Consider the following 25,969-nt stretch of genomic DNA (forward strand, 5'->3'; position numbering starts at 1 on the left):
TTCATAGCGATCCGGCCATGAGAAACCTCCTTGACCTTGTGCAGTCGGCAGCCCGCCGCACACCTGATGCGCAGGCACTCGTTTGCGGCGATGTCCGCGTGACCTACGACGAACTGCTGCAACGCAGCCACACGTTCGGGCAGGTATTGCCTACCCTCGGCATCGCTGCGGGGGAGCGCGTCGCGATCTTTCTCGACAAGCGTATCGAGACCGTCGTCTCGATGCTTGGCGCCTGCGCGGCGGGTTACGTATTCGTCCCCCTCAATCCGCTCCTGAAACCGAACCAGGTGGCCCACGTGCTTCGCGACAGCGGTGCCCGGTGCCTCGTGACCACCGCATTGCGCGCCCGTTCACTGGCTGCGGAAGGCCTTGAGCCAGTATCCGAGCTGATCATCGTGGATGAGCCTGAACTGGCATTCTCCAGCCTCGGGAACACGGTCAGGATTCATCGCTGGCCAGGCCGTGACAGCGGCCGCCCCGACGATGCCCATATCGCGGGACCGGCGGTATCGTACGTTGATACCGACCTCGCCGCCCTTCTGTACACATCCGGCTCGACAGGGCTGCCCAAGGGCGTGATGCTCAGCCACCGGAACCTGCTCGAAGGCGCCTGGAGCGTAGCCGACTATCTGCGCCACGAGCCGTCTGACCGCATCCTCGCCGTTCTGCCCCTGAGCTTCGATGCGGGGCTGAGCCAGTTGACCTCGGCCTGGTCTGCGGGCGCAACAGCGGTCCTTCTGAATTACCTCAGCGCGCACGATGCCGTCCGCGCGTGCGAGCGCGAGCACATCACTGCGATTACCGGTGTGCCGCCACTATGGATGCAGCTCGCAGCCGCAACGTGGCCCGACGGGTCGCGCAACAATCTGCGCTACTTCGCGAACACCGGAGGTCGCCTTCCGCTGCCTGTGCTGCAGAAACTCAGGGCGCTGTTTCCGCGAGCCACACCCTTCCTGATGTACGGGCTGACCGAGGCGTTCCGTTCCACATATCTCGACCCTGCGCAGATCGACCGACGGCCCGACTCAATCGGCAAGGCCGTGCCCAATGCGCGGGTGCTCGTCGTCCGGGAGGACGGCACACCGTGCGCTCCCGATGAAGCCGGCGAGCTCGTGCATGTGGGCGCATGCGTCACACTTGGCTACTGGAACGACGCGGCACGCACCGCTCAACGCTACCGTCCTTCGCCCGAAACGAAACCGGGCGGAGCGCCGCACGATATGGCGGTCTGGTCCGGTGATCTCGTGCGGCGCGACAGCGAGGGTTTTCTCTATTTCATCGCCCGCAACGACGCCCAGATCAAGAGTTCCGGCTACCGGATAAGCCCGGAGGAAATCGAGGAAGCGGTTCACGCAAGCGGCCTCGTCGTGGAAGCGGTTGCCCTGGGTATCCCGGATGATCGGCTTGGCGAAGCGATCGCGCTGCTCGTCGTCCTGGCAGGTGGTTCAACACGTGTCGGCGATCTGCGCGACTGGTGCATGCAGCGCCTGCCGCGCTATATGGTCCCCCGGGACATCGTGAGTCGTCCGGAAATTCCACGCAATCCCAACGGGAAGTTCGACAGGGCGGCGCTGCGTACCCGGCTTGCCTCGCTCGCAGGCGGTTCTGGGGAGAAAGCATCGTGAACCTGACTTTCATCCGGCGGCCCTCCGGGCTGCAGTTCGGCGGCGTGGACGTGCGTCAGCTGGCCGACCGCGCAGGGCGTACGCCGTTTTTCGCCTACGACCGCGCAGCGATCGACGCCCGCATCCGGGAACTGCGCAGCCTGCTGCCCTCCGGCATGCATCTGCACTACTCGATCAAGGCGAATCCGATGCCAGCTTTGGTCCACTATCTGGCCGCATGGGTGGACGGGTTCGACGTCGCCTCGGCGCAGGAGATGGCCGTCGCGCTCAACGCCGGCGCCGCCCCGGCGGATATTGGCTTTGCCGGTCCCGGCAAGTCTCATGACGACCTGCGGCGCGCCGTCGCCAGCGGTGTGAACGTGCACGTTGAATCGCAAACCCAGCTACGGCTCGTCACGGCGCTCGGATGGGAACTCGGCGTGCAGCCCAGCGTGGCGATCCGCGTCAATCCCGACTTTCAGGTCGGGCAGAGCGGCATGCGCATGGGTGGCGGCGCGGCGCCGTTCGGCGTCGATGTCGAGCAGGTGCCGGCGCTGCTGCGCGAACTCGAAGCGCGGGAAGTCGCACTCGCCGGCTTTCACGTCTTCTGGGGCTCACAGTGCCTGCATGCGGCAACCGTCGTCAAGGCCCAGCGCCAGAGTGCTGAACTCGTCCTCCGGCTAGCCGGCGGTCTGACCGAACCGCTGCGGTTCGTGAACCTTGGCGGCGGCTTTGGTATCCCCTACTTCCCAAGCGAAACACCGCTCGACGTGAAGGCAGTCTGCGAAGCGATGCACGACTGGCTGCCAGGGATGCGCGCAGGTCTGCCCGGAACGACGCCGATCCTGGAGCTCGGGCGTTACCTGGTGGGAGAAGCGGGCATCTACGTGTGCCGCGTGATCGACCACAAGGTCTCGCGCGGCAAAACGTTCGTCATCACGGATGGCGGCCTGCATCATCACCTCGCTGCCTCCGGCAACTTCGGCCAGGTCCTTCGGCGTAACTTTCCGGTCGTCATCGGAAACCGTCCCGATGGTGTGGCACGCGAACGCTGCCACGTGGTGGGCTGCCTGTGCACGCCGCTCGACCGACTGGCGGACGACATTGAGCTTCCCGAAGCTAATATCGGCGACTTTGTCGTGGTGAAACAGTCGGGCGCGTATGGGCGCTCGGCGAGCCCGCTGCATTTCCTGAGCCATCCCGAACCCGTCGAAATGCTCGTGTGACGCCGCAACAGCAGGAGAAACATCATGCCATCCAGTCGATCCGTCGTAACGGACCTCACGCCAGCATCGTGGGCGCTCAGCGACGACCAGCAGGGGCTGCGTGCGACCGCAAGACAGTTTGCGCGCGAACGCCTCGAACCGCTGCTCGTCCATCAGCCAGACGCTGCCCTATGGAGCGAAACGGTCAGGCTCGCTGCGACGCTCGACCTCGCGGCCATGATCCTGCCGGAGCAGAAAGGAGGCATGGGAATCAACCGGCACGACCTGGCGCTTGTCGTTGAACAGTTCGCGGCGGGTCCGCTGGAACGCGCGGCCGAACTGACACTCAGCAGCCCGGCACTGATGACACTGCGCGAATACGATGCGCTCGACCGGCTATCCGACCGGGATACCCGGCATTATTTCGACGGCAGCACATCGATCGCACCGGGTATTCCGGACATCGATGCCTCGGGTCTCTGGATATTGCGCCGGCACCCAGCCTCGCCAGTAATGATGGTCCGCATGGACGACAAACGCCCGCAGCTCGTGCTCGCGACGCTGCCTGCAGGGCAGGAAATCCGCGGTGCCGCACCTGTTGCCGTGCTCGGCGCGCTATCCATCGAACGATATACCGCCGTGCCTGCAGACGATGCCCCGATCCCGGTGGCGACCCGGGACGAAGACAACTTCGGCCCGGATCCGGTTCGGCAGTCGCTCGTCGACACAGCGATCTACTTCGCCACGCTGCTTTCGGGCGCCGTGCAGCAGTGTGTGGACTTCGCCCTTGCCTACAGCGTGACCCGACAGACGTTCCGCAAGCCGATCGTTGCCCATCAGCTCGTCGCTGCCCGGCTCGCCGACATGCTCGTGTCCGCGCACACCATCCATCTCGTGCTCCGGTCGGTGGCAGCGCAGGATACGCAGGCGCAGATCGCCCCCGTATCGCAGATGGCTCGCCACGTTGCCACCGAAGCGATGGACGTTGCGCGCGAGCTTGTGCAGCTTTGCGGTGGCCATGGCTACGTGGAAGGCCCCCCGCCGGCGGCACGGTTCCAGACGGTGCACTGGTTTGCGATGCTGTTGATGAAGGTCGAGGCCGCGCTGCGTACGTTCATCGCGTCTGCATGAGGCATTCACCGGCCGGAGATTCGACGTGGACAGCCAGGGCCAGTCGCGAACACCCGCGCAGCAGACTGAAGGATCCCACCAGACGGATGGAGGATCCGGCTCATGCTGGCTTCGTGAACCTGACAGCAACGATGTGAACGACATCGCTGCCTGGCTCTCCGAACCGGACATCAACCAGTGGTTCGATTTTGGGCAGGGCCGCCAAACGCTACCCCTGCTTGCCGTGCAGCTCATGGTGCAAAGCGGTCGGCACCGCCTGCGCATGTTCGGACCGGCCGGCCATGAGGTCGCAAGCGGCCTTGTGGCCATCAGCGATCTCGCGCATGCCTTTGGCACCGCCTCGTTCTGGGTATTGCGCGACAGCCGGCGCCCAGCGTGCAGTGACATGACGTTTGTGGCCTCGACCACGCTTCTCCACGAGGCGTTCGCAACGGACCGGCTGCATTGCGTCACGGCGTGGGCCGTGGACTGCAACGTGCGGTCACGACGCCTGCTCGAGCGGATCGGGTTTCGGCCGGCCGGCCTGCAGCGCGATTGCCATGTCATGCGTGGGTCGCGGTTTGGGCGCGTACTCTATGACCTGCTACCAGCCGATCTCGCCAACGGCTCGGGCCCGCCCGCAGGGGGCGCATGAAGCCGCCCGTCATCACCGCAGTGACGGCCTGGGTGCCTGAGGCCATACCGCTCTCCCGATGGACGGCGATCGAGTCGGCACTGCGCGCAACCGGACATCCAGGCTGGGATGCGTGGATGAGATCGTGGCATCCCGACTACGGCCACTGGCTGGAGGCGGGGGCAGGCGAGGAAACCGGTGGTTCACGCCCTGTGCATTCCGGTGTGCCAACACCCGACGTGACCTGCATGGTGCCGGTCGAAACCGGTACCGATCTTTCCGGACTCGCCGTAAAAGTGGCGAATGCGCTCTGCGCTGCACGCCCCCCGGACGCCCGCCCGGTCGATGTCATCGTGTTCTGTCACAGCAGCCTCGATGAACACGTTTCGACCACCGTTGCCGGACGGCTGTGTGCCGAAGTCGGCACACCGTGCTTTCCATTTTCCGTCTCGCAACAGCATGGCGTGTCGCCATTCACGGCATTGAGGCTTGCGGCCGACCTGCTCGTCGCTGAGCCGCACATCCATACCATACTTATCGTAGCAGCGGAGAAATGGTGCCCACCGTTTTCCAGAATGTGCGGAACTTGCATGGTGCACGGTGACGCCGCCGGCGCGATGCTCGTTGAACGAACCGACCCCGGCACAGATGGTGTGCACCTGCTTGATGTCGCAGCCCGGCACGTTCCCGTTGACATGGTGTGCGGTGACGCAGGAGTCGCCGATGCCCGGACATTCCCCTTGCTATCGATGATCGACTCGCTCCTCGCGCGACACGGCCTTCACGACGAGAATGTTAACGACGTTGTGGGGCACCCAGGTATTCCGTCGCTCACGGCCGCAGTATCCGACCTGCTCGGCCGGCCGGACACAGGTGTGCAGCATGAAGATTGCGTTCATCTCGGCGCTGCCGAATCCATCGTGCGCCTCGCACAGATACTCAACCGCGCCGCCTGTGGCCGGAGACACCGCGCGCTGCTGTGGGGCTACGGGACAGGCGGCTTTATCGGCACAGCACTGCTGGGGATGCACGGCGCACCCTCCCTCCCTATCAGCAAAACGAGGTCCAGTCCGTCTCATGATCCCTGATCTCGGCATAACGCACGTCGCTTTCCATCTTCCTCAATGCGTCGACGATGTCCGCAGCTGGGGACAACGGACCGGACAGAGCGCCACTACCGTCGTGCAGCTGGAACGGGCGGGGATGCGCTATTACCGGAAAGCGAATGGGCAAACTGCGATCGGTCTCGCGGCCAGCGCGGTCCAGCGTCTCCTGCTTACCTCAGGTATTGCGCGTCGCGAAGTCGACTGCATCGTGTACGTGCATACACTGCAGGGCAGCGTTGCTCCGCCGCCGCACTCGCTACCCGGCCTGCTCTGTGACCATTTCGGATTCACCAACGCAGAGGCGTTTTCCTTCGCGCAGCAGCACTGTGCGTCCGCCCTCGCCGCACTGCGCGTGATTCGCGCGATGTTCATCGCCCGACCCTACATGAAACGGGTCCTGCTTGTCGGCGCCGACGTCATGCCGCTGGCATCGGAAAGGTTAATGCGAGCCGAGGGGATTCTGGGTGATGGTGCGTTTGCTGCATTCATCGAACGCGGTGCTGCCGTCAACCGCCTGCTCGCGATCGGGATGCACGCCAGCGGGCTGGGCTGGCGAGGGGTACTGGCAAATGACGAATCGCGCCTGGCAGCGCAGAACTTCTTCACCGCGCGCAGTCTGATCAGGCAGACCGTCCAGCAGGCACGTTTCACACTGGACGACATCCAGCGCATCCTGCCCCACCATCTGGACCTGCCCGCGTGGCACCGCCTGCTCGATTCACTTCAGGTTCCGCACGACCGGCTGTTCGCGGAGAATTTTGCCCGCGTCGGCCACGTCACCGTCAGCGATGCATTCATCAATCTCGCCCAGTGTGAGGGGCTCGTGACGGGCAGGCCGCTCCTGCTCTTCGCGCGAGGCATCGGAGGGTTTTCAGCGGCAGCCTTGCTGGTCCGTTAGCCGGCCGACTCAGCCCCGTCTCGTCCGCTTGCCCCAACCCCATGCAGTGGGTATGTTTCTATCCCTTATATGAATCGTCGGGCGGTAATCGGCACACTATAATAAATGTTTAAATGCATTCGGGCCCGTGCATAGTACGCGTCCAGTTGGCCATCACCGGTGTCGCAATCTGCGGCAATCGTATGCGCGACTCTGATTGGCCCCTCACTCCTGAAACGCGTGTCGCATGAATCGCACCGTCGTTGCGCGCGGGCCTCGTTCTCATGCGGCACCTGGAGTTCCTGACTCTGTTGGGGCAGCGGCGGGGTAGTGAACATGAAACATGTCTCTGGACGCCGTCTGAACGAGCGTCAGCACAGGCCATCACTCATATCTAATCGTCTGCAAACCGGCGCACCGGCACCGGTGATGCGTCTTGCATGTGCCGCCGATATCCCTTCCCTCGTCGAATCTTTCGGCCATGCGGCCGGGAAACTCGGCTTCCCGCATTACGTGATCAGCCGCGTTACCCGGAGCCGTTCGACCTGCACCCGGCGAACGGCGCTCGAGATGATCGGCTCCCACTATCCGCAGGAGTGGGTGCGGCACTACCAGCGTCGGGATTACGCGTCCAGCGACCCCGTTCATCGGGCTGCGTTCCTCCAGTCGGCTCCCTACCGGTGGCATGACATCATCGGCTTGAGCAAAGCCGAGCGTCGTCTACTCGACGAAGCAGGAGAGGCCGGATTGCGCGCGGGACTCAGTATCCCGGTCCACCAGTCCGATGGCAGTATCCTGCTGTTCAACCTGTCCGGCCCGTTGCGCTCCGTCAACGACGCAATCAACTCCCGGCTGGCATACCTGATCAGCGCGCAGTTTCACTTCGAACTGCATCGCCTCGCTCAAATGTCCCCGAAAAGGGCGGCCCACCTGCTGACACCGCGTCAGCTCGAATGCCTGACCTGGGTCGCCCGGGGGAAAACCTCGGCCGAGATTGGCGAGATCCTCGGGCGCTCGCGCTATACCGTTGACTACCACATCGAAGAAGCGATGGAGGCGCTCAACATCCGCAGCAGGACGGCCGCCGCAGTCCACGCGACCGTACAGGGCATCATCAAACCCTGACTCCGCTTTTCCCGCAATTCCACCGCATGCCCTGCCCGTCGCCGTAAGCGGCCTGGGCCAGTGCACGCTCGCGTGCGCGCCGACACCCTCCCAAAGCTCCGAGTTTCTGGGCCAGAGACACGCTGATAGCGTCACGTCAACGGCTAACACGAGGAGGAGCCCATGTCATACATCGTTGCCGGCCGGCTTGATGACCTGCCATCAGATATCCGTCACCATCTCGGAGTCTTCCGTCACAGGGTATTTGTCCAGCGCCTGCACTGGGAAATACCCGGCGTGTCACACGATGCGACGGGCGAGTGGGATGAATTCGACGGAGGCGCTACGGTCCACCTGGCCGCGCTGTCCGCAGACGAAGAGGTGTGCGGATGTGCGCGGCTCATGCCCACCACAGGACCCTATCTGCTCCGTGACGTCTTTCAGGAACTTGCAAGGCCAGATTCCTTGCCGTCATCACCTTCGATATGGGAGATGTCGCGGTTCGCAGGATCTGGACTGCCGGACCATCGAACTGGCTCAATGTCGGGCATGTCGTTGTTCCCTTACGCAATGGCGCTCGCCCTCTCGTTGGGCGCGACACGCGTGATCGGCGTGGTCTCCCGCTCCGTTGCGCGCCTGTACCGACGCTTCGGGCTCGATCTGCTCGATATCGGCGTTGGCACGGCGCCGGGCTGCACGAATATCGTTGCGTGCTCAATCGATCTAGCCCCTACCACGTTCCACAAACTCCAGTGCGATCCTGTCACGCTGCTGAATTCGATCACCCGCGTCGGACAGCACCAGTTCCTCGGACCTGGCATGCCGGCTCATTCGCCTCCGACTGAAGCGAATGCGCCCTCCGTGCGCCCTCATGGCGACGTGCCCCTCGCAGTTTGCGACAACAGTACGGTACACACACAAGCGACAGTCTGGACGACTGGCCCCTGACATTAGCGCATGCCTGCAGGCCGGCAATGGTGCCGGTTGTCGGCCTCCTTCATCCAGTCCGGCCTGATCGCCGATGCGTAGGCCTGCCCGCTGCGCGAAGCCTCTCCATTCTGCTGTGAACTCAAGCCCAGGCGATCGTCGATCGCGTGCGCGACGGTCGCAGACTTCGGAGGATGATCGTGATCGCCGTCCGCCCAGAACGTACACATCGCATCGAACAGAACGGACAGTATCGACGTCACGTAGGGCAGTTTCACGACGATGCCTTCCTCTGGCTGGTCGCTAGCAAACTTGCCACAATGCTCCTGGAACCCGTTCACGGGTATCATGATCCGCAGGGCATCGAGTTCACGCTGCAGACGATCTTCAAATGAGTAGTGAACGGTCGCCGAATGCGCAAGCGCCTTGCGCATCTGGCAGAGCTGCCGGTCCTTCATCTCCATGCATCTGGTTAGCCGACGGACTTCGGCTTCTGCCCGCTGCAAACGCTGATCGGGAGTAGCGCTTGCCGGTAGCATCGGAGGGGCGTGCTCCATGCCAGTGACTGGCCATGCATCGAGTTCTTTCATGATGTTCCCTGCCTCAAATGCGCATGCCTGTACCGTTCCGGCTGCGCCCCTTCCCCGCCGTCAGACGCGCACGGAAGGCACCTGGAGTCTTCACCACCGGTCAATCGTGACCGTTAATCGCGGCAGAGTCATCGGGCTTCAGCCACGTATCTTTTTTCGGTTTTCTCAGACGAAATATCAACTGCGAAAAAAGACAGGGCGTGCCATATCGGAATCAGCACGGATATGCAGCAGGAGTACCGACAGTTCTGGTGACCGCCGGTCACCGGATCGACGGGGCCACCGTCAGGCAGCGTGCACTATCCTGCCATTAAGTCGCAAACATGCGGAACCCGCTGTCGAAAGGCCGGCATAGTTCGCGGAAGGTTGTGGCAGGAAGACCTCTCTATGACTTGCCACAGCAATGCTCAAAGATCGCCCAAACGGTCAAGCACTGGGGCACGCGCAGGTGAGCGCCGGGTCGGGCGATAGCGTCAGCACCGTCATGCGGCATTGGCACGGCCACGGCCTAAAGCCGCACGTCTAGCGACGCTTCAAAGTCTCGCGCAACCCGAAGTTCGCCGAGAAACTCGAAGACATCGTGGGCCTTTGTATGTCTCCGCCCGAGCATGCCCCCGACAACAAGGGTATTGGCACGACTACGCTGTTTTGCCACGCTCAATGTGCCGGACGGCCAGGTCATCGGCCAGTGCCGCAGCACCATACCCACATCAAGTAGCTGAAATTCCTTCGCCAGATCGATCCCCAAACGCCAACGACAGGACGCCGCGTGTGATCGCCGACAACTAGACCACGCACAAGCAGCCGGCCGTTCAGGAGTGGCTGCGCAGGCATGCGCGCGTCAACATGCACTTCACGGCGACTTCGGCGTCGTGCCCGAACATGGTCGAGCGGTTCTTCCGCGACGTTACCGCCGAGCGGTTGTGCTGAGGTTTGTTCACCAGCATGCCCGAACTGTCGCCGCCGTCGATGGGTACGTTGCACATCGCGACATCAACCCCAAGCCGTCCATCTGGACCAGGAGCGCTCGCGATATCCTGCAGAAGGTCACTCGCGCCAACAGCCGCTCAAGTTCCCGTCAGAACGGAACACCGCACTAGCGCTGCGAAGCATGGGTACAACGTGGCGCCCGGTAATAAGGTCGTATCGCAGTGACAGAATGAACCGCATTATCCCGCCTCGCGCCGTTCGGCTTCCAGGCGACTGGCAATCCACGCATCAATCTCGCTTTCAAGCCACGCCACCCTGCCGCCACCAATCTCGACCGGCCGTGGGAATTTCCCTGTTGCCAGATAGCGGTAGACCGTGCTTGCACCGAGACCAACGCGGGTACGCACCTCGCGAAGGCGAATCAGGCGCGCGTTCGCGCCCGCGCGCTCAACAATCTGTTCAGCCATCGCTAGTGTTCCGTCCCAGAAATAACTTTACATAAATTTAGATTGTTCTATGATCGACATCGAACGGTGATGGACAGGAGGCGATCATGGGACGCAAGGGGATCGAGGTTGTGGTGTCAGAACTGGAGCGAGAACAGTTGCTGTCCATGAGTCGCTCGCGTTCGTTGCCTCATTCTCTGGTCCGTCGGGCAAAGATTGTCCTGATGGCCGCTGACGGTCACACGACTAAGGAAATTGCGATGCAGTGCGAAGTGACGCCACCGGCGATCACGCACTGGAAGAAGCGGTTTGTCGCTCAGGGGCTTGCGGGTCTGCATGATGAAGCTCGCCCAGGCCGACCGCGCACACATGACGACGAGGCGGTCGCGGAATTGCTGGCCAGGGTGTTGCACGAGAAGCCGGACGGGGCAACGCACTGGAGCGTGCGTTCTGCGGCCGCGCAGACAGGGATTTCGAAGAGTTCGGTGGCCCGGTATCTGTCGCTGTTCGGTATACAGCCCCATCGTTCAAAGAGCTTCAAGCTGTCTACCGATTCATTCTTCGTCGAGAAGGTGCGCGATATCGTCGGACTGTACCTGAGCCCGCCCACCAACGCCCTGGTGCTGTGCGTCGACGAGAAGAGCCAGTGTCAGGCGCTGGAGCGCACGCAGCCGATGCTGCCGATGGGGCTGGGCTATCTCGAAGGGGTGACGCATGATTACGTCCGGCATGGCACTACAACCCTGTTCGCTGCGCTCAATGCAGCAACGGGCGAAGTCATTGCTCAATGCAAGCCGCGCCACCGACATCAGGAATTCCTGGCGTTCCTCAGGCATATTGACCAGGCGGTGCCGGCTGATCTCGATGTGCATCTGGTCGTCGACAACTACGCGACACACAAGCATCCGAGGGTCAGGGCGTGGCTCGCAAGGCATACGCGCTACCACCTGCACTTCACGCCGACCTACTCCAGCTGGCTGGATCAGGTTGAACGCTGGTTTGGCCTGATTACGGAGCAGGCGATCCGTCGCGGGTCATTCAGAAACGTGCGCCAGCTCATCGCCAGCATCGAGCGTTATACCGAGCAGTACAACCAGCACAAGCGTCCGTTCGTATGGACCGCGACAGCCGATTCCATTCTCCAGAAAGTGGCCCGGCTATGCAAAGTTATTTCTGGGACGGAACACCAGGTCCTCCTGACTAGACTCGGATCACCCCAGATGCCACCAATCTAGCTTCTTGCTGACGGCATCGCAAATGCGCTGTGCGGAATAAAATTGCTGGAATCCGGACTGATCGCCCGAAGACGATGTACCCAGAATTCCCTGCGGTTCCCGCACCCAGTGACGACCGGTTAAACCTTGCTCTCACAATGCTGGCAGGGAGCAGGACCTTGCGATTCGTAGGGATGCAACTATCGGGCCTATGCAGATGAAATCCAGCCGCAAGCGAAGGCACGGCCTGTGCACCCTGCCGCACCGTTTCGCGCCATCCGAGCGGAGAGCCTACACAACATCAGGCCGCTTTTGCCTTTCTCGCGCAGTACAGCGCCCAGTCGCACATCATCTGTCTGCGTCGCCGGAACATGTCCCCCGACGATACGCGGCCTCGACTTTTGTCATCCACGGCATGAGCGAGCGTCATCTCGGCTATTTCGTTTGGGGACGTCGTACATTCCGCCCCCCCGGTCGCGGAAGATCGAACGAAAGCCATGCACCGTGAGGTCGTTTCGTTTCATGCGCGAAGCACGCCGAGCACTGCCATGTTGGACAGTGATTTGCCTTTCTTCGCGCCCGGAAAGACCAGATCGCTGTCAGCCTCATCAAGCAGCGTGCGCATGAGCGAGAGGGCCGATGCGGACAGTAGAATCCGGTGCGGACGTTCGGCCTTCATCCGTTCTGCGGGAATCGTCCACGTGACCCCGTCAAGGTCGAATTCGCCGCGCACTGCACCGGTTACCTCATTCGTTCTGCCCGCAGTGGGAATCAGCAGCGCGAGTGCGCGTGCCGGGAGACCGTCCTGAGCCTTCAGGGCCTTCAGGGCCTTCAGGGCCTTCATGGATGCGGATGTTTCGCCGTCGGGCAGCGCAGGTTAACACTGTTGTAGAGCGCCCATAACGAAGACTCCGCTGCCCCGACAGTCCCGCGGAAACGATCGAACCGCCACTGAACACGCATCGGAAAGCCCTCCCCGTAAGCCTTTTCGACGAAATGGGCTGCATGCTCATCCGCTGCAAACGTGGCGGCTGCGTGTACTGCTCGAGCGCCTCGTCAGTCTGACAGGTTCGTCGACGTCGATAGTGTTCGTAATTGCCGCGGCTCGCGCGGACTCACAATCCTTCAGCGCGGGTAAATTGCGGGTAAAAACGCAATTTTCGGACCTCCCACACTAAAACTATTAAATAAAAACAATTGCTTACTTGTCTTTGTTGTGTTTCTGAACAGTAACTATCATCTGGTTCGTCACGGCGGTTGTCCGTCGGCGAGAACGCCATGAAACTCGCGCATGCGCTACCGTTGAACGCCTTTCGCGTTGAGTTCCGCAAGACGCTCGTCGATCGTATCGAGGTAAGTCTGAGCCTGCGCGGCCATCACCTGCCGAGGATGCGGCGCATCGAGGCTTTCGAACATCTCGATCACGTCCTCTCCGCGCAGCCGCTCCGGGAGCCTGGCGAACGCTGCCCGGATCGTCTCTTCCGGAGATGCTTTTTCCTCGGTGATTCCGTCGGCTTTGTGATCATGCGCCTCGTGCACGTGCGTATTCCGCACGATGGCGGGAAGGATTTCTCTCACCTCATCGGCGGACGTGGCTCCGAGTGTCTTCAGACTCAAGGCGATCTGGCGCAGCAGACCCTGATTCTGCCTTCTCTGAAGCTCTCCCAATTCGTGGACCACGTCCGCGTGATCGAGATGGTCGAGGTCCGCGCCTTCGAGCGCTTCATGAGGCAAGAGGTCTTGCTGAATGGTGGCGTCGAAGGTCCCCTCAGGATGGCTTTCGATGAGCTCGGAGAGATTTTGCGCGACATGCTGCGCGCTCTGCCGTCGCGCGGTGTTGCTGCGTGTCAATTCGGGCGATCGCTCCTCCACCACCTTGTGTGTGTCCAACCGCTTGGAGTCCACCCTGCGAAGCTTGCCGGCTCCATCGACGACCCTCGCCCTAGCGGCGAACGTCACGCTTTTGGGAGCATGCGTCTGCTCCTCGCGACGAAGAAACTCGGTGGTGACTTTCGTCGGCTGCTCGGCATGCATCAGTTTGCCGAGCGCGTTCTCGGGAAGCGGCTTGCGCTTGAGCACACCGCGAGGCGGCATCGACGATTTCGCAGCAGATGCGGACAACTTCGCGCCGCGCCCCGTCAGGCCCGGCAATGAAAAGTGGAAAGACAGGCCCTTCCTGCCACCTGTCTGGGGAGACTGTGGTGTGCTGGCGTCCCTGGTCGAGGAAGCCTCGGCTGTACTGCCGCGAAAAAAGCGGATGGCGCGCATGGTCGGAGATTCTCTCAACGTAGGCGACGTCTGAAATGCGTCGAACGCCTTCATGGTCCTCGTTGCAAGAACGTAAGGTTTCCGCGCTGGCGAAAAGGGAGCGACGTTCGCAAATATTTGATGCGGGTTGAATAGGAAGGGGCGCAAAGCGATCGGGGCTGGCAGTTGTCATTTCGAGCCCACTGCGCGGCGGGTCGGCATCGCCTCTACTTCGTGAGTCGGCGGCTATCCTCCAACCGCCGAAGCTATCTCAACAAGATATCTCCTGTATCTACCAATTACAGTACAAAACTTGTATTCGCCCGATACAGGAGATATACTGTTCCGACCGTTGCAGACCGCCTCTTTCCTCGCACTACCCGAGGTCGCCCGTGGACTATCCCGTCAAAACCCCTCGCCAGTTGCGGCCGCTTCTTGTCGGCTTCCGCAAGGCCGCCGGACTCACGCAGGCGCGCATGGCCAGCCATTTGGGTGTCACTCAGCAGACCTACGCCCAGTTCGAGGCGAAGCCCGAAGCCGCGAGCATGGATCGGTTATTTCATGTTTTGAAGGTGCTGAAGGTCGATATCGTTCTGAACCAGGCGCTGGCGTCGGCGAATCTCGAAAGCCGCGTCCCCGAACGTCCGCGGACAGCGAAGCCGCCAGTCGCGGCGAAGCAGAGCGTGGCAAAAAAACGAGCGACTAGCGGCGCAGCAAAGACGGCTGGCAGCCGGAAACCCGCCGCCACATCCGCGCGCGGTGGCGAGCAAGGCTCATCGAAGCCGGTCACACGGAAGCGAGCGGCGCCAATCGCCGCTGTCATCAGGAAGCGGGAGGACTGGTAACACATGGGCCGCCGCGCACAAGGAAAAAGCCTGACTCTGTGGATGAACGGGTTGCCTGTAGGTACCTGGGAGACCACTCGGGACGGGGAGAAACTCACTTACTTCGAAGATTGGATAGCAGACGAACAGGGGCGCCCCCTATCGCTCTCGCTACCTTTCACGGCCGGTAACCAACCCTACCGGGGCAAGCTCGTTTCGGACTGGTAACCTGCTGCCTGATAGCAGGGCTATCCGCGAGCGCATCGCAACGCGCTACAGAACCGGTGGCACATCACCCTTCGAGTTGCTGGCCGAGTTGGGAAGAGACTGCGTAGGCGCTATCCAGATGCTGCCTCCGGATGAAACCCCGGTGGACCAGGAGAAGATCAGCGGGCGCCCGCCTCGACGAGGCGGAAATCGCGCGGCTACTGCGGGAGGTAACGGCCCCGCCTGCGTTGGGTCAACACGAGCCCATCGACGATCTGCGTCTGTCCATCGCCGGCGCGCAGGAAAAGACCGCCCTTCTATGGCACGGCGACCAGTGGTTTATCCCTGAACGCAGCACGCCGACCACGCATATCCTGAAGCTGCCCCTCGGACTGGTCGGAAACATGCGCGCCGACATGCGCACATCGGTGGAAAACGAGTGGCTGTGCTCGAAAATCGTCGCCGCGTATGGTTTGCCCATCGCCAGATGCGACATTGCAACGTTTGAGGACCAGAAAGTACTCGTGGTCGAGCGATTCGATCGCAGGTATGCGAGCGACGGCTCATGGATCCTGAGGCTTCCCCAGGAGGACATGTGCCAGGCCACCGCAACGCCCGCCGCAGCCAAATATGAATCGGATAGCGGACCCGGCATACAGAAGATCATGGAAGTCCTGGCCGGTTCAGAGCGGTCCGCGATCGATCAACGTAATTTCTTCATGACGCAAATCGTTTTCTGGATGCTTGCAGCCATCGACGGCCACGCGAAAAATTTCAGCATTGCGCACCTGAAGTCCAACCGCTATCAGGCCACTCCAATCTATGACGCTCTCTCCGCGCATCCGATCATTGGAAACGGACCGAACCTGCTTTCCCCGCGCCGGGCGAAACTGGCAATGGCGGTACGTGGTGAGAACGCGCATTACCTGATCAACGATATTCGACGTCGACACTGGATAGCGCAAGGGCAACGAGTCACGCTGGCGCCGGCCGACGTCGATGAGATGATCACCACCCTGACCGACATGACGGAAGATGTCGTCGCCGAAGTCGAGCCGCTGCTGCCGGCCGCTGTCCCGAAGGACGTGTCAGACAGGATCTTTAATGGACTGCGGCAACACAGCGCGAAGCTCGCGGCACAGTAAGAATCAGCCCGCGGCAATGCCGTCATGCAAATGCTCGCGATAGATACCCGTGAAACCATCACCGGCTCCACGGGTATCCGCGATCAGAACCGGACGCGCATACCCACCGTAACGGCGGCTTGCTGATTCGAATCGGAAGCGCTCAAGCCGTTGATCACCGCGTGAATGCCGCTGTCGCCGGTGCCGCTCACGTGCTGATACACGCCTTGAAGATAAACGTCCCCCGTGTTCATCTTGCGGTAGGTCGGCGTTTGCGTGAGCGTGGTGGGCAACGAACCGCGCGCGGCGTTGATCGCCGCCTGCACGTCGCGCGCCGCGCCGTCGACGTCTCGATCCATATCGAACTACAACACGATCTGCGCGGAGCCGCTCGAGCTTTGCGAGGTCACGGCGCGGTCCTCGCCGTCTATCAGATCAAGCAGCCGGTCGCCTTTACCAACAGCACGACGAATAGCTATGAAACCGACGGCTCGCAACGGCACCGGGGCGTCGAACTGTCACCGATTTCTAGTGCTCGGTTCCGTTCGCTCGTTCCGTTATTAACGGGCGCCGACTTGCAACGCAATGAACCGGAATGTTGGGGCGAGTGGACGGCGGCGCCGCCGCGTCCAGTTCGTCACGTTCTAGCGCTCGCCATCGATCAGCTACGCGAGACGCGCGCCGCCACTCCCGACTCCTGCGGCGCCTTGACGCCAAGCGCCTCCGCCTTCAGAACGAAATCCGCGAGCGAGCGCGACTCCATTTTCTTCATGGCCTGCCCTCGATGAATCTTCACGGTGATCTCGCTCAGATTCATTTCGGCGGCGATCTGCTTGTTCATCAAGCCGCGCGCGACGAATCCCATCACCTCGCGCTCGCGCGGCGTCAACAGTTCGTAGCAGCGGCGCAGGTCGGCCACCGAGCGGTCCGCATTGCGCCGCGTTTCGTCTTTCGCGAGCGCGTTCGCCACGGCGTCCAGCATGTCCTGATCGCGGAACGGCTTGGCCAGAAAGTCCATTGCGCCGGCCTTCATGGCCTTCACGGTCATCGCGATGTCGCCATGCGCCGTCATGAAGATGATCGGCACGTGAATATGCCCCGCCGCGATCTGCTCCTGCACGGCAAGCCCGCTTTGCCCTTTCAGGCGCACGTCGAGGATCAGGCAACTCGGCACGTCGGGCATCTCGAATGCCAGAAACTCCTGGGCCGACGCGAACGTTTCGACGCGCAAGCCGACCGAGCGCAGCAGCATGCTCACCGCGGCTCGCATCGAATCGTCGTCATCGACCACATAAGCAATGGATTGTCCCGTGGCGTTTGCGCTTTCAACGTCCATCACACGTGTCTCCATCGAGCGGTAGTATGAATTGCATCACCGCACCCTCGCCTTGCTTCGATTCGGCCCAGATCCGCCCGCCATGCATTTCCACGATGGACCGGCAGATCGAAAGCCCCATTCCCATGCCGTCCTTCTTCGTGGTGAAGAAGGCGTTGAAAAGGCGCCCGAGGTTCTCCTCGCTAATGCCGGTGCCGGAGTCCTCGACGATCACCTGCGCATGCCGGCCGTCGAAGCGCCGGGTGCGAATGCGCAGACGCCGCGCGCGCCCGGCGACACCCGTCATCGCCTGCACGCCGTTCAGCACGAGATTGATGATGACCTGCTGCAGTTGCACGCGGTCGGCGCACACCTCCAGGGCCGGCAGTTCGTAAACGGTTTCCACTTCGACGCGTTCACCATCCAGCTCGCGGCGCACGAGTTCGACGGATTCCCTAGCGATAGCATTCAAGTCGAATACCGCATGGCTCGGATCGCGCTTTTGCGCCATCGCGCGTATCTGGCGAATGATGTCCGTCGCGCGCTTCGCGTCGCGAATCATCTGATCGATCGATTGCGCCGCTTCGCACAGTTCCGGTTGCGGCCGGTTAAGCCAGCGCGACGCCGCGTCGCCGGCCGTGACGATCGCGGCAAGTGGCTGCGTCACCTCGTGCGCGATCGATGCCGCCAGCTCGCCCAGCATCGTCACGCGCGTGGTATGGGCAAGCTCGGCGGTCGAACGGTCGAGGGCTTCCTGGGCGACGACGCGCTCGGTGACGTCCATCAACGCCCCCACGTACTCGATATTGCCCGACTGCGGCGCGGCGATATGCGCGACGTAGTGAACATGCTTGACGCTGCCGTCCGGCATCAGCAAACGGTGCCCGGTGTCGATATACGGCTCGCCCGCCATCGCCTGTTCGTAGGCCTCGCGGGCGAGCGCGAGATCGTCGGGATGCGCGCGCGCGACGATCAGATCGATGCCGGGTTTGGCGTCCTCGGGATAATCGAAAATCCGGTATGCCTCTTCGGACCACCACATCTCGCCGCCCGGAAAACTCGTGGCGATGCTGCCCGTGCGGCTAAGCCGCTGCGCGTCCGACAGAAACGCTTCACTGCGCTCGAGCGCCTGTTCGGCCCGCTTGCGCTCCTCGATGTCGGTATTCACGCCGTACCAGCGCAAGATTTTGCCGGCGGCGTCGCGCAACGGTTCCGCGCCAATGTGCATCCACCGGTAGACGCCGTCGCGGCGCCTGATGCGTGCGACGTTTTCGAACGAGGCGCCGGTCGTGACCGCGCTTTGCCATGCCGCCTCCGTCGCGGGCAGATCGTCGGGATGCACGATCGAGCGCCAGATGTCGCCGCTGTCCTCGGCGACCGTCACGCCGAACTCGCTCCAGCGCCGGTTGATGTAGCTGAGCCGGCCATCCGGCGACGAACTCCATACCATGCCCGGAATCGCGTCGATGGTCGCGCGCAGTTCTTCCTGCTGGCGCCGCAGCTCGCCTTCCATGCGCTTGCGCAACGTGATGTCGTTGTTGGTCGCGAGGATCGCGCGCGGCTTGCCGTTGCGGTCGCGCCATAGCGCCCAGCGGCTCGAAATGGCAACGGTCTCGCCGTCCTTGCGCACGCGTTCGAGCTCGCCGTGCCAGCGCCCGACGCGGAGCACTTCGTCGCGGATCTCATCGAGGGAAATGGCCGCGTGGGTCTGCGTCAGTTCGTGAATCGGCTGGCCGAGCGCCTGCTGCGCGGTCCAGCCGTACAGTTCCTCCGCGCCCTGATTCCAGAACGTGATGCGGTCGTTCATGTCGTAGGCGACGATCGCGTCGTGCGTGAGATCGAGCAACTGAAGCTGTTCGCGCAATGTGGCCGTGTTGGCCTGGTTGCGCAGCGCCAGCACCGAGGTGGTGACGATGGCGAGCAGACTGACCGCGCAACGCGCCACCGCGCCGCCCGAATAGTGTTCGTCATGCGACAGCACGAAGGCGAACAGCGTGAGCACCACGCAGGTCCATGCGGCGGCGACCGCGGCCGGCCGCGATCCGGTCGATGCCACCAGCAGCACGACCACCACGTACAGCACGGCGATTGCAATATCGAGCGGCGTGAATGCGTCGATAACGAAAACGGCAAGACCGATCACGGCCGCACAGGCGTATAGCGCCCGTGCGTTGTCTCGCAGCGGCCTGCCGGCGCCCTGGTTGAATTTCACGGTCTGGGAGCGCGCCGCGCGGAGAAGATACGGATGGAAGGACACGAATTTTGCATAGGTGTTCCAGACAAGCGTTTGTTGGTAAGCAGCGCGTCCCTGCCTTTGTCGGACCGGTCGTGCATATCGGTCCGGGATGCGGGACGTCGACCTTTTTTATCCGGCTCTGATTCTATCGGAGACATGGCTGGCCGATGCGTGCGCATTCGCGCTTCGGTGGCCCTCAAGCCGGCATGCCGTCACCACCCGTCCTGATCGTTTCCAGACGGCGCGACACCTCCGCCGCATCGACGGGCTTGCTCAGCACGCACATCGCGCCGATGTCGAGCGCCTGCCGGCGCACCGCATCCGACGCAAAGGCGGAGATGAAGATGACCGGCAGCGTCACGCCCCGCTCGATGAGACGGCGGTACATGTCCAGCCCGGAAATCCCCGGCATCTGCACATCGGAAATGATGCAGGTCACGGCGCCGATGGAGTCGGACGCGAGGAACTGCTCCGCCGACGCATAGAGCCGGACGTCCCAGCCAAGCGAACGAACCAGGCTCGACGTCGCAACGCGGACGGACTCGTCGTCGTCGATGATCGAAACGATTGGATTGTTGTACAAGCGACGGGTCCTCGGCCTTGAGTGCAAAAACGGCGGTGCAACATGGGCTGCCACCCGCTCCGGTTCGACTATACGCGCCGCGCGCCTCGCGAACCATTCTACGAACGCAAGCGCGGCACCAAACGTTCGAATGGATCGCTCATACCTCCGTATAGGTGCGAAAGCCGCGGCGAGCGCAGCGCGCTCCGCAGGCCTCACCGGGCGCATAACACCTTCATATGAACGCACCGGACCTCGGAGCGGGGTGGCTCATGCGCAGGCACGAGACCCGTTCGTCAGACCGGTTATCGCGCGGCGCATGGCTCATCCGAAGGTTCAGCCAACGCACCGGCCGTTGGCCGGCCGGCGTACCGATGTATGTCTATTTCGATGCTGCTTGCGGGACTACATTTCAATCGCGGCTCGATAAACGATTCGCAAACGATTCACCAACGATCCGCCTTCTCTCATCCATCAAGGAGCCTCATCATGAAAAAGATCGTACTTTTCCTCGCTATCGCAACCGGCGCACTCGCCGCTCCCGCACTGAGCTTCGCGCAAACCAATGGGCCGATCACGCGTGCCGAAGTGCGCGCCGATCTGGTTCGCGTGGAACAGGCCGGCTATAACCCGTCGGTGGCCAACGACATCAACTATCCGGCCGACATTCAGGCCGCCGAGGCAAAGATCGCCGCGCAAGACGGACAGCAATCGGGTACTCAGGGATACGGCGGCGTCACGCAACACGGCAAATCCGCGGCCGGCAAGCGGGCATCCACGCATACGGCGATGCAATCGTCCTGCGTGGGCCCGGCGAGCTACTGCAATCCGTACTTCGGCAGCTGAGGGCAAAGTGCGAAGTTCATCATTCGGTCGACGCCCGCATGTCAGGCCGATGCCCATGAAAGCCGCCGGGACACTGTATTTCGCCGCAATGGTTGCGCTGGCGGTCTCGGCAGGCTATGGGGCGCAGTCGGCGTGCTTCATCGAGGTGTTGACGACGGTGGGCAAAGCCTCTGAATTACCGCTGGAACGCATTGCGGCGGACAACGCGATGGAACGCGTTATCGAGGACGGAGCGCGTTCGTTAATTCAGCCGTCAGCTTCCGCCCAATCGGGAGCGGCACGTCTCGACGCATCTGAAAACGGGTTCGGCGCGTCCGGTTCGCCGCACCGACCGCCCCGCCTCGTTCCCGGCTACCGCACGTCCGTCACCGATTCGAAGTACTGGACCTGACGCATGCAGCGGAAATCGCCGCAGCCAATCCCACGCCGCCACTTTTTGCCCGCTCCAGATCGGTAGCCGTCAGCCAGCCGTCCAGGATGCCTTTTCGTTGCGCCAGATCAACAGAGCCGACGTTCCCGCCAGTACAGTCAACGATAGGGAAAACAACAACCTGGAGAGAATCATGAACAGCCGGCGCAAAACCCCGACGCTCGCATGGCTCGCTGCGTCGCTCATTGCCCTGTCGCTTTCGTTCGGCCCCGCAATCTCGAGAGGCGCCGCGCCCGCGGTCGACGAACACGCGCACGGCACCGCAACGTCAGGCGCCGCAAGTGCCGCCAAGCCGAAGGCGCTCGGCGCCGCCGATGCGCAAATGAAGAAAATGCAGGAACTGCACGCGCGCATGATGGCGGCAAACACGCCCGAGGAAAGAGCGAAGCTGATGGATGAGCAGATGCAGGCCATGCAGCAGGGCATGGCGATGATGAACGGCATGAAAGACCATCACGGACACATGGGTTCGGGCAGCGCGCAGCACGACATGATGGAAAAGCGCATGGACATGATGCAGATGATGATGACCATGATGATGGACCGCGAGGCCATCGAGAACCCGCCGGCCGCAAAGTGATACGGCGCGCATAAGGAGCCCAGCATGACAATCCCCGTTCAGCAGGCGCGGCCCTTCTGGAAGTCGCGCGGCGCGATCGCCCTGGTGGGTTTCGGCGCGATGGCCGCTTTCTTCATGTTTTCCGGGCATCGCGCGCATTTTCTGGGTGCGCTGCCCTATGTGCTCCTCCTCGCATGTCCGCTGATGCATCTGTTCATGCATCATGGGCATCACGGCGCAAGGGGTGGCACGCAGCATGCGAAGCCCCACCAGGGAAACGATGAACGCCCTCACTAGCGGATAGAACTTTTGGGGGCTGGTTGTCACGGCGACGCGCGGCGCGATGACGCGCGGCGCACGCCGTGCTTTGTCTCGAGGTTCACCACGCTCATGCCGCGCACGCCGGCTGACTCCTAGTGGAGGGTTTTCCATGTCGCATTCCCATGCTCACGCGCCGGCGCCGGTCCACGGCCGCCCTGCCTTTCCGGCTCGCCATCGCGGCGACAGCGGCAACACGCCTGGCGTGGTCTATACCTGTCCGATGCATCCGCAGATACGCGCGTCGGCCCCCGGCAATTGCCCTATCTGCGGAATGACGCTCGAACCCGTCACGCCGCTCGCGGTCGAGGAACGCAACGTCGAGCTCGAATCGATGACGCGCCGGTTCTGGGTCGCGCTCGCGCTGTCGATACCGCTGCTCGTGATGACCATGGGGCCGATGTTGACGTCCTACGATGTGAGCGCGGTTATCGACCGGACCGGCAACTGGCTGGCCCTGCCCCACTGGATGCCGGCGACCTGGTCGCAATGCGTGCAGGCCGTACTCGCCACACCGGTCGTGCTGTGGGCGGGCTGGCCCTTTCTGGAGCGTGGCGCGAAATCGTTCCGCACGCGCCAACTGAACATGTTCAGTCTCATCGCGCTGGGCGTCTCGGCTGCGTACTTCTTCAGTGTGTTCGCACTGTTTTTCCCCGATGCCTTGCCTCACGCGTTCCGGCGCGGGCATGAATTGCCGCTGTACTTCGAGGCCGCCTCGGTCATCGTGACGCTGATACTGCTCGGGCAGGTGCTGGAGTTGCGCGCCCGCTCGCGCACGTCGAGCGCGATCCAGGACCTGTTGAACCTCGCGCCGCACACGGCGGTTCGCGTCGGCGCGAATGGCGCGGAAGAAAGCGTGCCGCTGGAAGCCGTCGCGATCGGCGACACGTTGCGGGTGAAGCCCGGCTCGAAGGTTCCGGTCGATGGCGTCGTCACCGAAGGCCGTTCGAGCGTCGACGAATCGATGATTACCGGCGAATCCATCCCCTCGGAAAAAATGGCCGGCAGCAAGGTGACCGGCGCGACGGTCAACCAGACCGGTACGTTTCTGATGCGCGCCGAAAAGGTCGGCGCGGACACGTTGCTTGCAAGAATCGTCCAGATGGTCGCCGAGGCCGGCCGCTCGCGCGCGCCGATTCAGAAACTGGCTGACCAGGTGTCGGGCTGGTTCGTGCTGGCCGTCATCGGCATCGCCGCGGTGTCGTTCGTCGTCTGGGCGGTTATCGGTCCAGCGCCCGCGCTCGCGAACGCGCTCGTCGTCGCGATCAGCGTGCTCATCATCGCGTGCCCCTGCGCCCTCGGTTTGGCGACGCCCGTCTCCATCATCGTGGGAGTCGGGCGCGGCGCGAAGGAAGGCGTGCTCATCAAGGACGCGGAAGCACTCGAACTGATGGAGAAAGTCGACACGCTGGTGGTCGACAAGACCGGCACGCTCACCGAGGGCAAACCTCGTGTTCAGACGGTCGTCGCATTGGCGGACCACACCGAGGCATCGGTGCTCGGCTACGCGGCCAGTCTCGAAGGACCGAGCGAACATCCGCTGGCGCAGGCCATCGTCTCGCGGGCGCAGGAGAACAACGCGGCGACGAAGCCGGTCGACGGGTTCGACGCGATCGTCGGCAAAGGCGTGAGCGGCAAGATCGACGGTCACGCCGCCCTGCTGGGAAACACGGGGCTCATGGACGATGCGAAGATCGACTGCGTGGCCGTCAACGCGGACGTGGACCGGCTGCGCGAAGCGGGCCAAACCATCATGTATCTGGCCGTGGACGGCAGACTCGCCGGTTATATCGGCGTGGCCGACCCGGTCAAGGGCACGACAGCCGAGGCCGTGCAACTGCTGAAGGCCTCGGGCATCAGGATCATCATGCTGACCGGCGACAATCCGGTAACGGCCAACGCGGTGGCGAAAACGCTGTCGCTCGACGGGGTCAAAGCGGGCGTTCTGCCGCAGGACAAGTACAAGCACGTACAGGAATTGCAGCAGCAAGGGCACGTGGTCGCGATGGCGGGCGACGGCGTCAACGACGCGCCCGCACTCGCTCAGGCCAATGTCGGGATCGCGATGGGCACCGGCACGGACGTCGCGATGAACAGCGCCCGCGTCGTGCTGGTCAAAGGCGACCTGCGCGGTATCGCGCGAGCCCGCACCCTGAGCGTCGCAACGATGAAGAACATCCGGCAGAACCTGTTCTTCGCGTTCGCCTACAACGTCATTGGCATTCCTGTCGCGGCAGGCGTGCTGTATCCCTGGCTCGGCATCCTGCTCAGCCCCATCATCGCGAGCGCGGCAATGGCGCTGAGCTCGGTATCGGTCATAGGCAACGCGCTTCGCTTGCGGGCGGCGCGCACGTAGCCGCGCCTCCTGCCGGCGAAGGCGGCGCGGCGATGCGCCGCATCCACCGCCGTCTGGTTCACGGAGCCGCCTCGGACGCGGTACTCACGCGTAGAAAGCGCTCCACCGGGAGGACCGCGACGATTCCGTCTTCGCCCGCAGTGCCGTATGCAATGTTCAGGATTTCCCGAACCAGCGCATCGACAGCTTCGCCCTGCGTGAAGACCTCGATCTTGATATGCCCGGTTGTCCAGTCGTTAGAGAACGGGTTCGGGTGCGCGCCGAATCCTTTTACCTGGGTGATGGTCAGTCCATGAACATGTACTGCGCCCAACCGGCGCTCCAGCACCTCGAGGACTTCAGGCCGAACAATTGCAACAACGCATTTCAGTTCCATGTTGCCCTCAATGACCGAGGAAAACAGCGAGAAACGGTGCGACGACCGCCCATGTCGCACCCGCCGTGTCATGCCGTCAGAAAAGATGAATGCCGAAGCGCTTATTTCGACGGGGTCGCTCCGGCCTGACCGGCATACTTGAGCATGATGTCGCTCATCGCGCGCATCATGTCGGCGTGCATGCGCATCGCGGTCTTGGGGTCCATGCCCATATTGCCGCCCATCATTGGACAGCTACCCATCATGCCGCCGCCCATTCCTCCCATTCCTCCCATTCCCATCATGGAATCGCCGCGTTCTCGTGTTTGCGCTGGCGAGCTTCCGTCGTTGCGCGCGCCACCAGCCGACACGGCGACAGTGGCTGTCATTGACAGCAGCGCCGACAGCGCCGCTGCTCGGATAAATTTCGTGATCATGTCAGTCTCCGGATTCGGTTCGATCGTATCGCCGAGAAAGCAGTCTCCAACGTGCGGCGCGACGCTAGTTTCGTGCGTGGCGGACGTGCGCGAGCCACGGTGCGGAACCATTCGTCCCTGCCGACGAGGGAGTTACAGCAAGCGCGGTGGAGGTGCCGGCAGTTCGGGGATGAACTGTTCCGTGAAGGTACGGGCGACAGCCCGGTAGACAGGCGCGGAAGGTACGACGATAACGGCGTACCTCGCCGGTATGGCGGGCACGCCGCAGGCGAGGCCGCCCATGCCGCCGTGGCACGCAGCTTGGGCATTCATGGTGTGATGCCTTGCAGGTTGCTCGCACGCAGTCATGTCGGATGCGTGCGAAGCTTGCCTCTGTTGATGCGCGGCCACCGACGCCGCCATCGGA

27 protein-coding genes and 1 pseudogene are annotated in these 25,969 nt (G+C 62.7%); 16 read left to right on the plus strand and 12 right to left on the minus strand.

What is annotated here, in order from left to right; genetic code table 11:
- Window positions 1-17: 17 nt before the first annotated feature.
- The 8 genes from ACOCG7_RS09815 (at window position 18) to ACOCG7_RS09850 (ending at window position 8,588) form a co-directional block, all read left to right on the plus strand.
- Window positions 18-1,625, plus strand: a complete 1,608-nt coding sequence (locus ACOCG7_RS09815) for an acyl-CoA ligase (AMP-forming), exosortase A system-associated (RefSeq protein ID WP_421375292.1) — start codon at window positions 18-20, stop codon at window positions 1,623-1,625.
- Window positions 1,622-2,830: a pyridoxal-dependent decarboxylase, exosortase A system-associated gene (locus ACOCG7_RS09820; RefSeq protein ID WP_073431747.1), complete on the plus strand. Its 1,209-nt coding sequence runs from the start codon at window positions 1,622-1,624 to the stop codon at window positions 2,828-2,830. Before ACOCG7_RS09815 ends, ACOCG7_RS09820 begins: the two co-directional genes overlap by 4 nt.
- A gap of 24 nt (window positions 2,831-2,854) precedes the next feature.
- Complete coding sequence (locus ACOCG7_RS09825) at window positions 2,855-3,940, plus strand: acyl-CoA dehydrogenase family protein (protein ID WP_073431746.1); 1,086 nt, start codon at window positions 2,855-2,857, stop codon at window positions 3,938-3,940.
- Window positions 3,941-3,965: 25 nt separating this feature from the next.
- Window positions 3,966-4,574: a GNAT family N-acetyltransferase gene (locus ACOCG7_RS09830; protein ID WP_073431745.1), complete on the plus strand. Its 609-nt coding sequence runs from the start codon at window positions 3,966-3,968 to the stop codon at window positions 4,572-4,574.
- Complete coding sequence (locus ACOCG7_RS09835; RefSeq protein ID WP_421375295.1) at window positions 4,571-5,641, plus strand: 3-oxoacyl-ACP synthase; 1,071 nt, start codon at window positions 4,571-4,573, stop codon at window positions 5,639-5,641. Before ACOCG7_RS09830 ends, ACOCG7_RS09835 begins: the two co-directional genes overlap by 4 nt.
- A complete protein-coding gene (locus ACOCG7_RS09840; protein ID WP_421375297.1) occupies window positions 5,631-6,557 on the plus strand; it encodes a 3-oxoacyl-[acyl-carrier-protein] synthase III C-terminal domain-containing protein in 927 nt (308 codons plus the stop codon). The genes ACOCG7_RS09835 and ACOCG7_RS09840 overlap by 11 nt, the downstream gene beginning before the upstream one ends.
- A gap of 315 nt (window positions 6,558-6,872) precedes the next feature.
- A complete protein-coding gene (locus ACOCG7_RS09845) occupies window positions 6,873-7,661 on the plus strand; it encodes a LuxR family transcriptional regulator (RefSeq protein ID WP_084561496.1) in 789 nt (262 codons plus the stop codon).
- Between the two features lie 162 nt (window positions 7,662-7,823).
- Window positions 7,824-8,588 (plus strand): acyl-homoserine-lactone synthase, encoded by a 765-nt coding sequence (locus ACOCG7_RS09850; RefSeq protein WP_421375299.1) that lies wholly within the window; start codon window positions 7,824-7,826, stop codon window positions 8,586-8,588.
- 2 nt (window positions 8,589-8,590) lie between these two features.
- Here the strand turns inward: ACOCG7_RS09850 and ACOCG7_RS09855 are convergent, their stop codons facing one another.
- The 3 genes from ACOCG7_RS09855 to ACOCG7_RS09865 form a co-directional block, all read right to left on the minus strand.
- Window positions 8,591-9,157, minus strand: coding sequence for a hypothetical protein (locus tag ACOCG7_RS09855; RefSeq protein WP_421375301.1), 567 nt, complete (start codon window positions 9,155-9,157; stop codon window positions 8,591-8,593).
- A gap of 812 nt (window positions 9,158-9,969) precedes the next feature.
- Window positions 9,970-10,143: a hypothetical protein gene (locus ACOCG7_RS09860; protein WP_159442600.1), complete on the minus strand. Its 174-nt coding sequence runs from the start codon at window positions 10,141-10,143 to the stop codon at window positions 9,970-9,972.
- Between the two features lie 183 nt (window positions 10,144-10,326).
- A complete protein-coding gene (locus ACOCG7_RS09865) occupies window positions 10,327-10,554 on the minus strand; it encodes a helix-turn-helix transcriptional regulator (protein WP_073431739.1) in 228 nt (75 codons plus the stop codon).
- Between the two features lie 86 nt (window positions 10,555-10,640).
- Between ACOCG7_RS09865 and ACOCG7_RS09870 the strand changes: the two genes are divergently transcribed.
- Window positions 10,641-11,768: an IS630 family transposase gene (locus ACOCG7_RS09870; RefSeq protein WP_347143628.1), complete on the plus strand. Its 1,128-nt coding sequence runs from the start codon at window positions 10,641-10,643 to the stop codon at window positions 11,766-11,768.
- Window positions 11,769-12,267: 499 nt separating this feature from the next.
- Here the strand turns inward: ACOCG7_RS09870 and ACOCG7_RS09875 are convergent, their stop codons facing one another.
- The gene (locus ACOCG7_RS09875) at window positions 12,268-12,591 is read right to left on the minus strand and encodes a hypothetical protein (RefSeq protein WP_421375304.1); all 324 of its coding nucleotides are present in this window, start codon (window positions 12,589-12,591) and stop codon (window positions 12,268-12,270) included.
- A 452-nt stretch (window positions 12,592-13,043) separates the two neighbouring features.
- The gene (locus tag ACOCG7_RS09880) at window positions 13,044-14,069 is read right to left on the minus strand and encodes a hypothetical protein (RefSeq protein WP_421375306.1); all 1,026 of its coding nucleotides are present in this window, start codon (window positions 14,067-14,069) and stop codon (window positions 13,044-13,046) included.
- A gap of 317 nt (window positions 14,070-14,386) precedes the next feature.
- Here ACOCG7_RS09880 and ACOCG7_RS09885 point away from each other — a divergent pair, with 317 nt between their 5' ends.
- On the plus strand, window positions 14,387-14,839 hold the full coding sequence (locus tag ACOCG7_RS09885; protein WP_421375308.1) for a helix-turn-helix transcriptional regulator: 453 nt from the start codon (window positions 14,387-14,389) through the stop codon (window positions 14,837-14,839).
- Between the two features lie 3 nt (window positions 14,840-14,842).
- Window positions 14,843-16,170 (plus strand): annotated as a pseudogene (locus ACOCG7_RS09890) (type II toxin-antitoxin system HipA family toxin).
- A gap of 83 nt (window positions 16,171-16,253) precedes the next feature.
- Here the strand turns inward: ACOCG7_RS09890 and ACOCG7_RS09895 are convergent.
- From ACOCG7_RS09895 to ACOCG7_RS09910, 4 genes are all read right to left on the minus strand, one after another.
- Entirely contained in the window at window positions 16,254-16,508 is a 255-nt protein-coding gene (locus ACOCG7_RS09895) for a hypothetical protein (RefSeq protein WP_412534873.1), read from the minus strand.
- Between the two features lie 302 nt (window positions 16,509-16,810).
- Window positions 16,811-17,485 carry a response regulator transcription factor gene (locus ACOCG7_RS09900; RefSeq protein WP_073431734.1) on the minus strand — a complete coding sequence of 225 codons (675 nt, stop codon included), beginning with the start codon at window positions 17,483-17,485 and terminating at the stop codon, window positions 16,811-16,813.
- Window positions 17,475-19,676 carry a PAS domain-containing sensor histidine kinase gene (locus ACOCG7_RS09905; protein WP_421375310.1) on the minus strand — a complete coding sequence of 734 codons (2,202 nt, stop codon included), beginning with the start codon at window positions 19,674-19,676 and terminating at the stop codon, window positions 17,475-17,477. Before ACOCG7_RS09905 ends, ACOCG7_RS09900 begins: the two co-directional genes overlap by 11 nt.
- Window positions 19,677-19,896: 220 nt before the next feature.
- Window positions 19,897-20,283 (minus strand): response regulator transcription factor, encoded by a 387-nt coding sequence (locus ACOCG7_RS09910; RefSeq protein ID WP_083080818.1) that lies wholly within the window; start codon window positions 20,281-20,283, stop codon window positions 19,897-19,899.
- 468 nt (window positions 20,284-20,751) lie between these two features.
- On the opposite strand from ACOCG7_RS09910, the gene ACOCG7_RS09915 reads away from it, so the two are divergent.
- The 5 genes from ACOCG7_RS09915 to ACOCG7_RS09935 all read left to right on the plus strand — a co-directional run bounded on the left by ACOCG7_RS09915 (window position 20,752) and on the right by ACOCG7_RS09935 (window position 24,771).
- Window positions 20,752-21,108: a DUF4148 domain-containing protein gene (locus tag ACOCG7_RS09915; protein WP_073431732.1), complete on the plus strand. Its 357-nt coding sequence runs from the start codon at window positions 20,752-20,754 to the stop codon at window positions 21,106-21,108.
- A gap of 55 nt (window positions 21,109-21,163) precedes the next feature.
- Window positions 21,164-21,499, plus strand: coding sequence for a hypothetical protein (locus ACOCG7_RS09920; RefSeq protein WP_073431731.1), 336 nt, complete (start codon window positions 21,164-21,166; stop codon window positions 21,497-21,499).
- 172 nt (window positions 21,500-21,671) lie between these two features.
- Window positions 21,672-22,118 carry a hypothetical protein gene (locus ACOCG7_RS09925; RefSeq protein WP_244745234.1) on the plus strand — a complete coding sequence of 149 codons (447 nt, stop codon included), beginning with the start codon at window positions 21,672-21,674 and terminating at the stop codon, window positions 22,116-22,118.
- 24 nt (window positions 22,119-22,142) lie between these two features.
- On the plus strand, window positions 22,143-22,394 hold the full coding sequence (locus ACOCG7_RS09930) for a DUF2933 domain-containing protein (protein WP_244745236.1): 252 nt from the start codon (window positions 22,143-22,145) through the stop codon (window positions 22,392-22,394).
- Window positions 22,395-22,527: 133 nt separating this feature from the next.
- A complete protein-coding gene (locus ACOCG7_RS09935; RefSeq protein ID WP_244745238.1) occupies window positions 22,528-24,771 on the plus strand; it encodes a copper-transporting P-type ATPase in 2,244 nt (747 codons plus the stop codon).
- A 58-nt stretch (window positions 24,772-24,829) separates the two neighbouring features.
- On the opposite strand, the gene ACOCG7_RS09940 is transcribed toward ACOCG7_RS09935, so the two are convergent.
- From ACOCG7_RS09940 to ACOCG7_RS09950, 3 genes are all read right to left on the minus strand, one after another.
- Complete coding sequence (locus tag ACOCG7_RS09940) at window positions 24,830-25,147, minus strand: P-II family nitrogen regulator (protein WP_083080827.1); 318 nt, start codon at window positions 25,145-25,147, stop codon at window positions 24,830-24,832.
- Between the two features lie 101 nt (window positions 25,148-25,248).
- Window positions 25,249-25,563: a hypothetical protein gene (locus tag ACOCG7_RS09945; protein ID WP_244745240.1), complete on the minus strand. Its 315-nt coding sequence runs from the start codon at window positions 25,561-25,563 to the stop codon at window positions 25,249-25,251.
- A 132-nt stretch (window positions 25,564-25,695) separates the two neighbouring features.
- Window positions 25,696-25,875 (minus strand): hypothetical protein, encoded by a 180-nt coding sequence (locus ACOCG7_RS09950; protein WP_227470417.1) that lies wholly within the window; start codon window positions 25,873-25,875, stop codon window positions 25,696-25,698.
- Window positions 25,876-25,969 lie beyond the last annotated feature (94 nt).

The organism is Paraburkholderia sp. DD10 (assembly GCF_049177125.1).
Taxonomy (GTDB): domain Bacteria; phylum Pseudomonadota; class Gammaproteobacteria; order Burkholderiales; family Burkholderiaceae; genus Paraburkholderia; species Paraburkholderia terricola.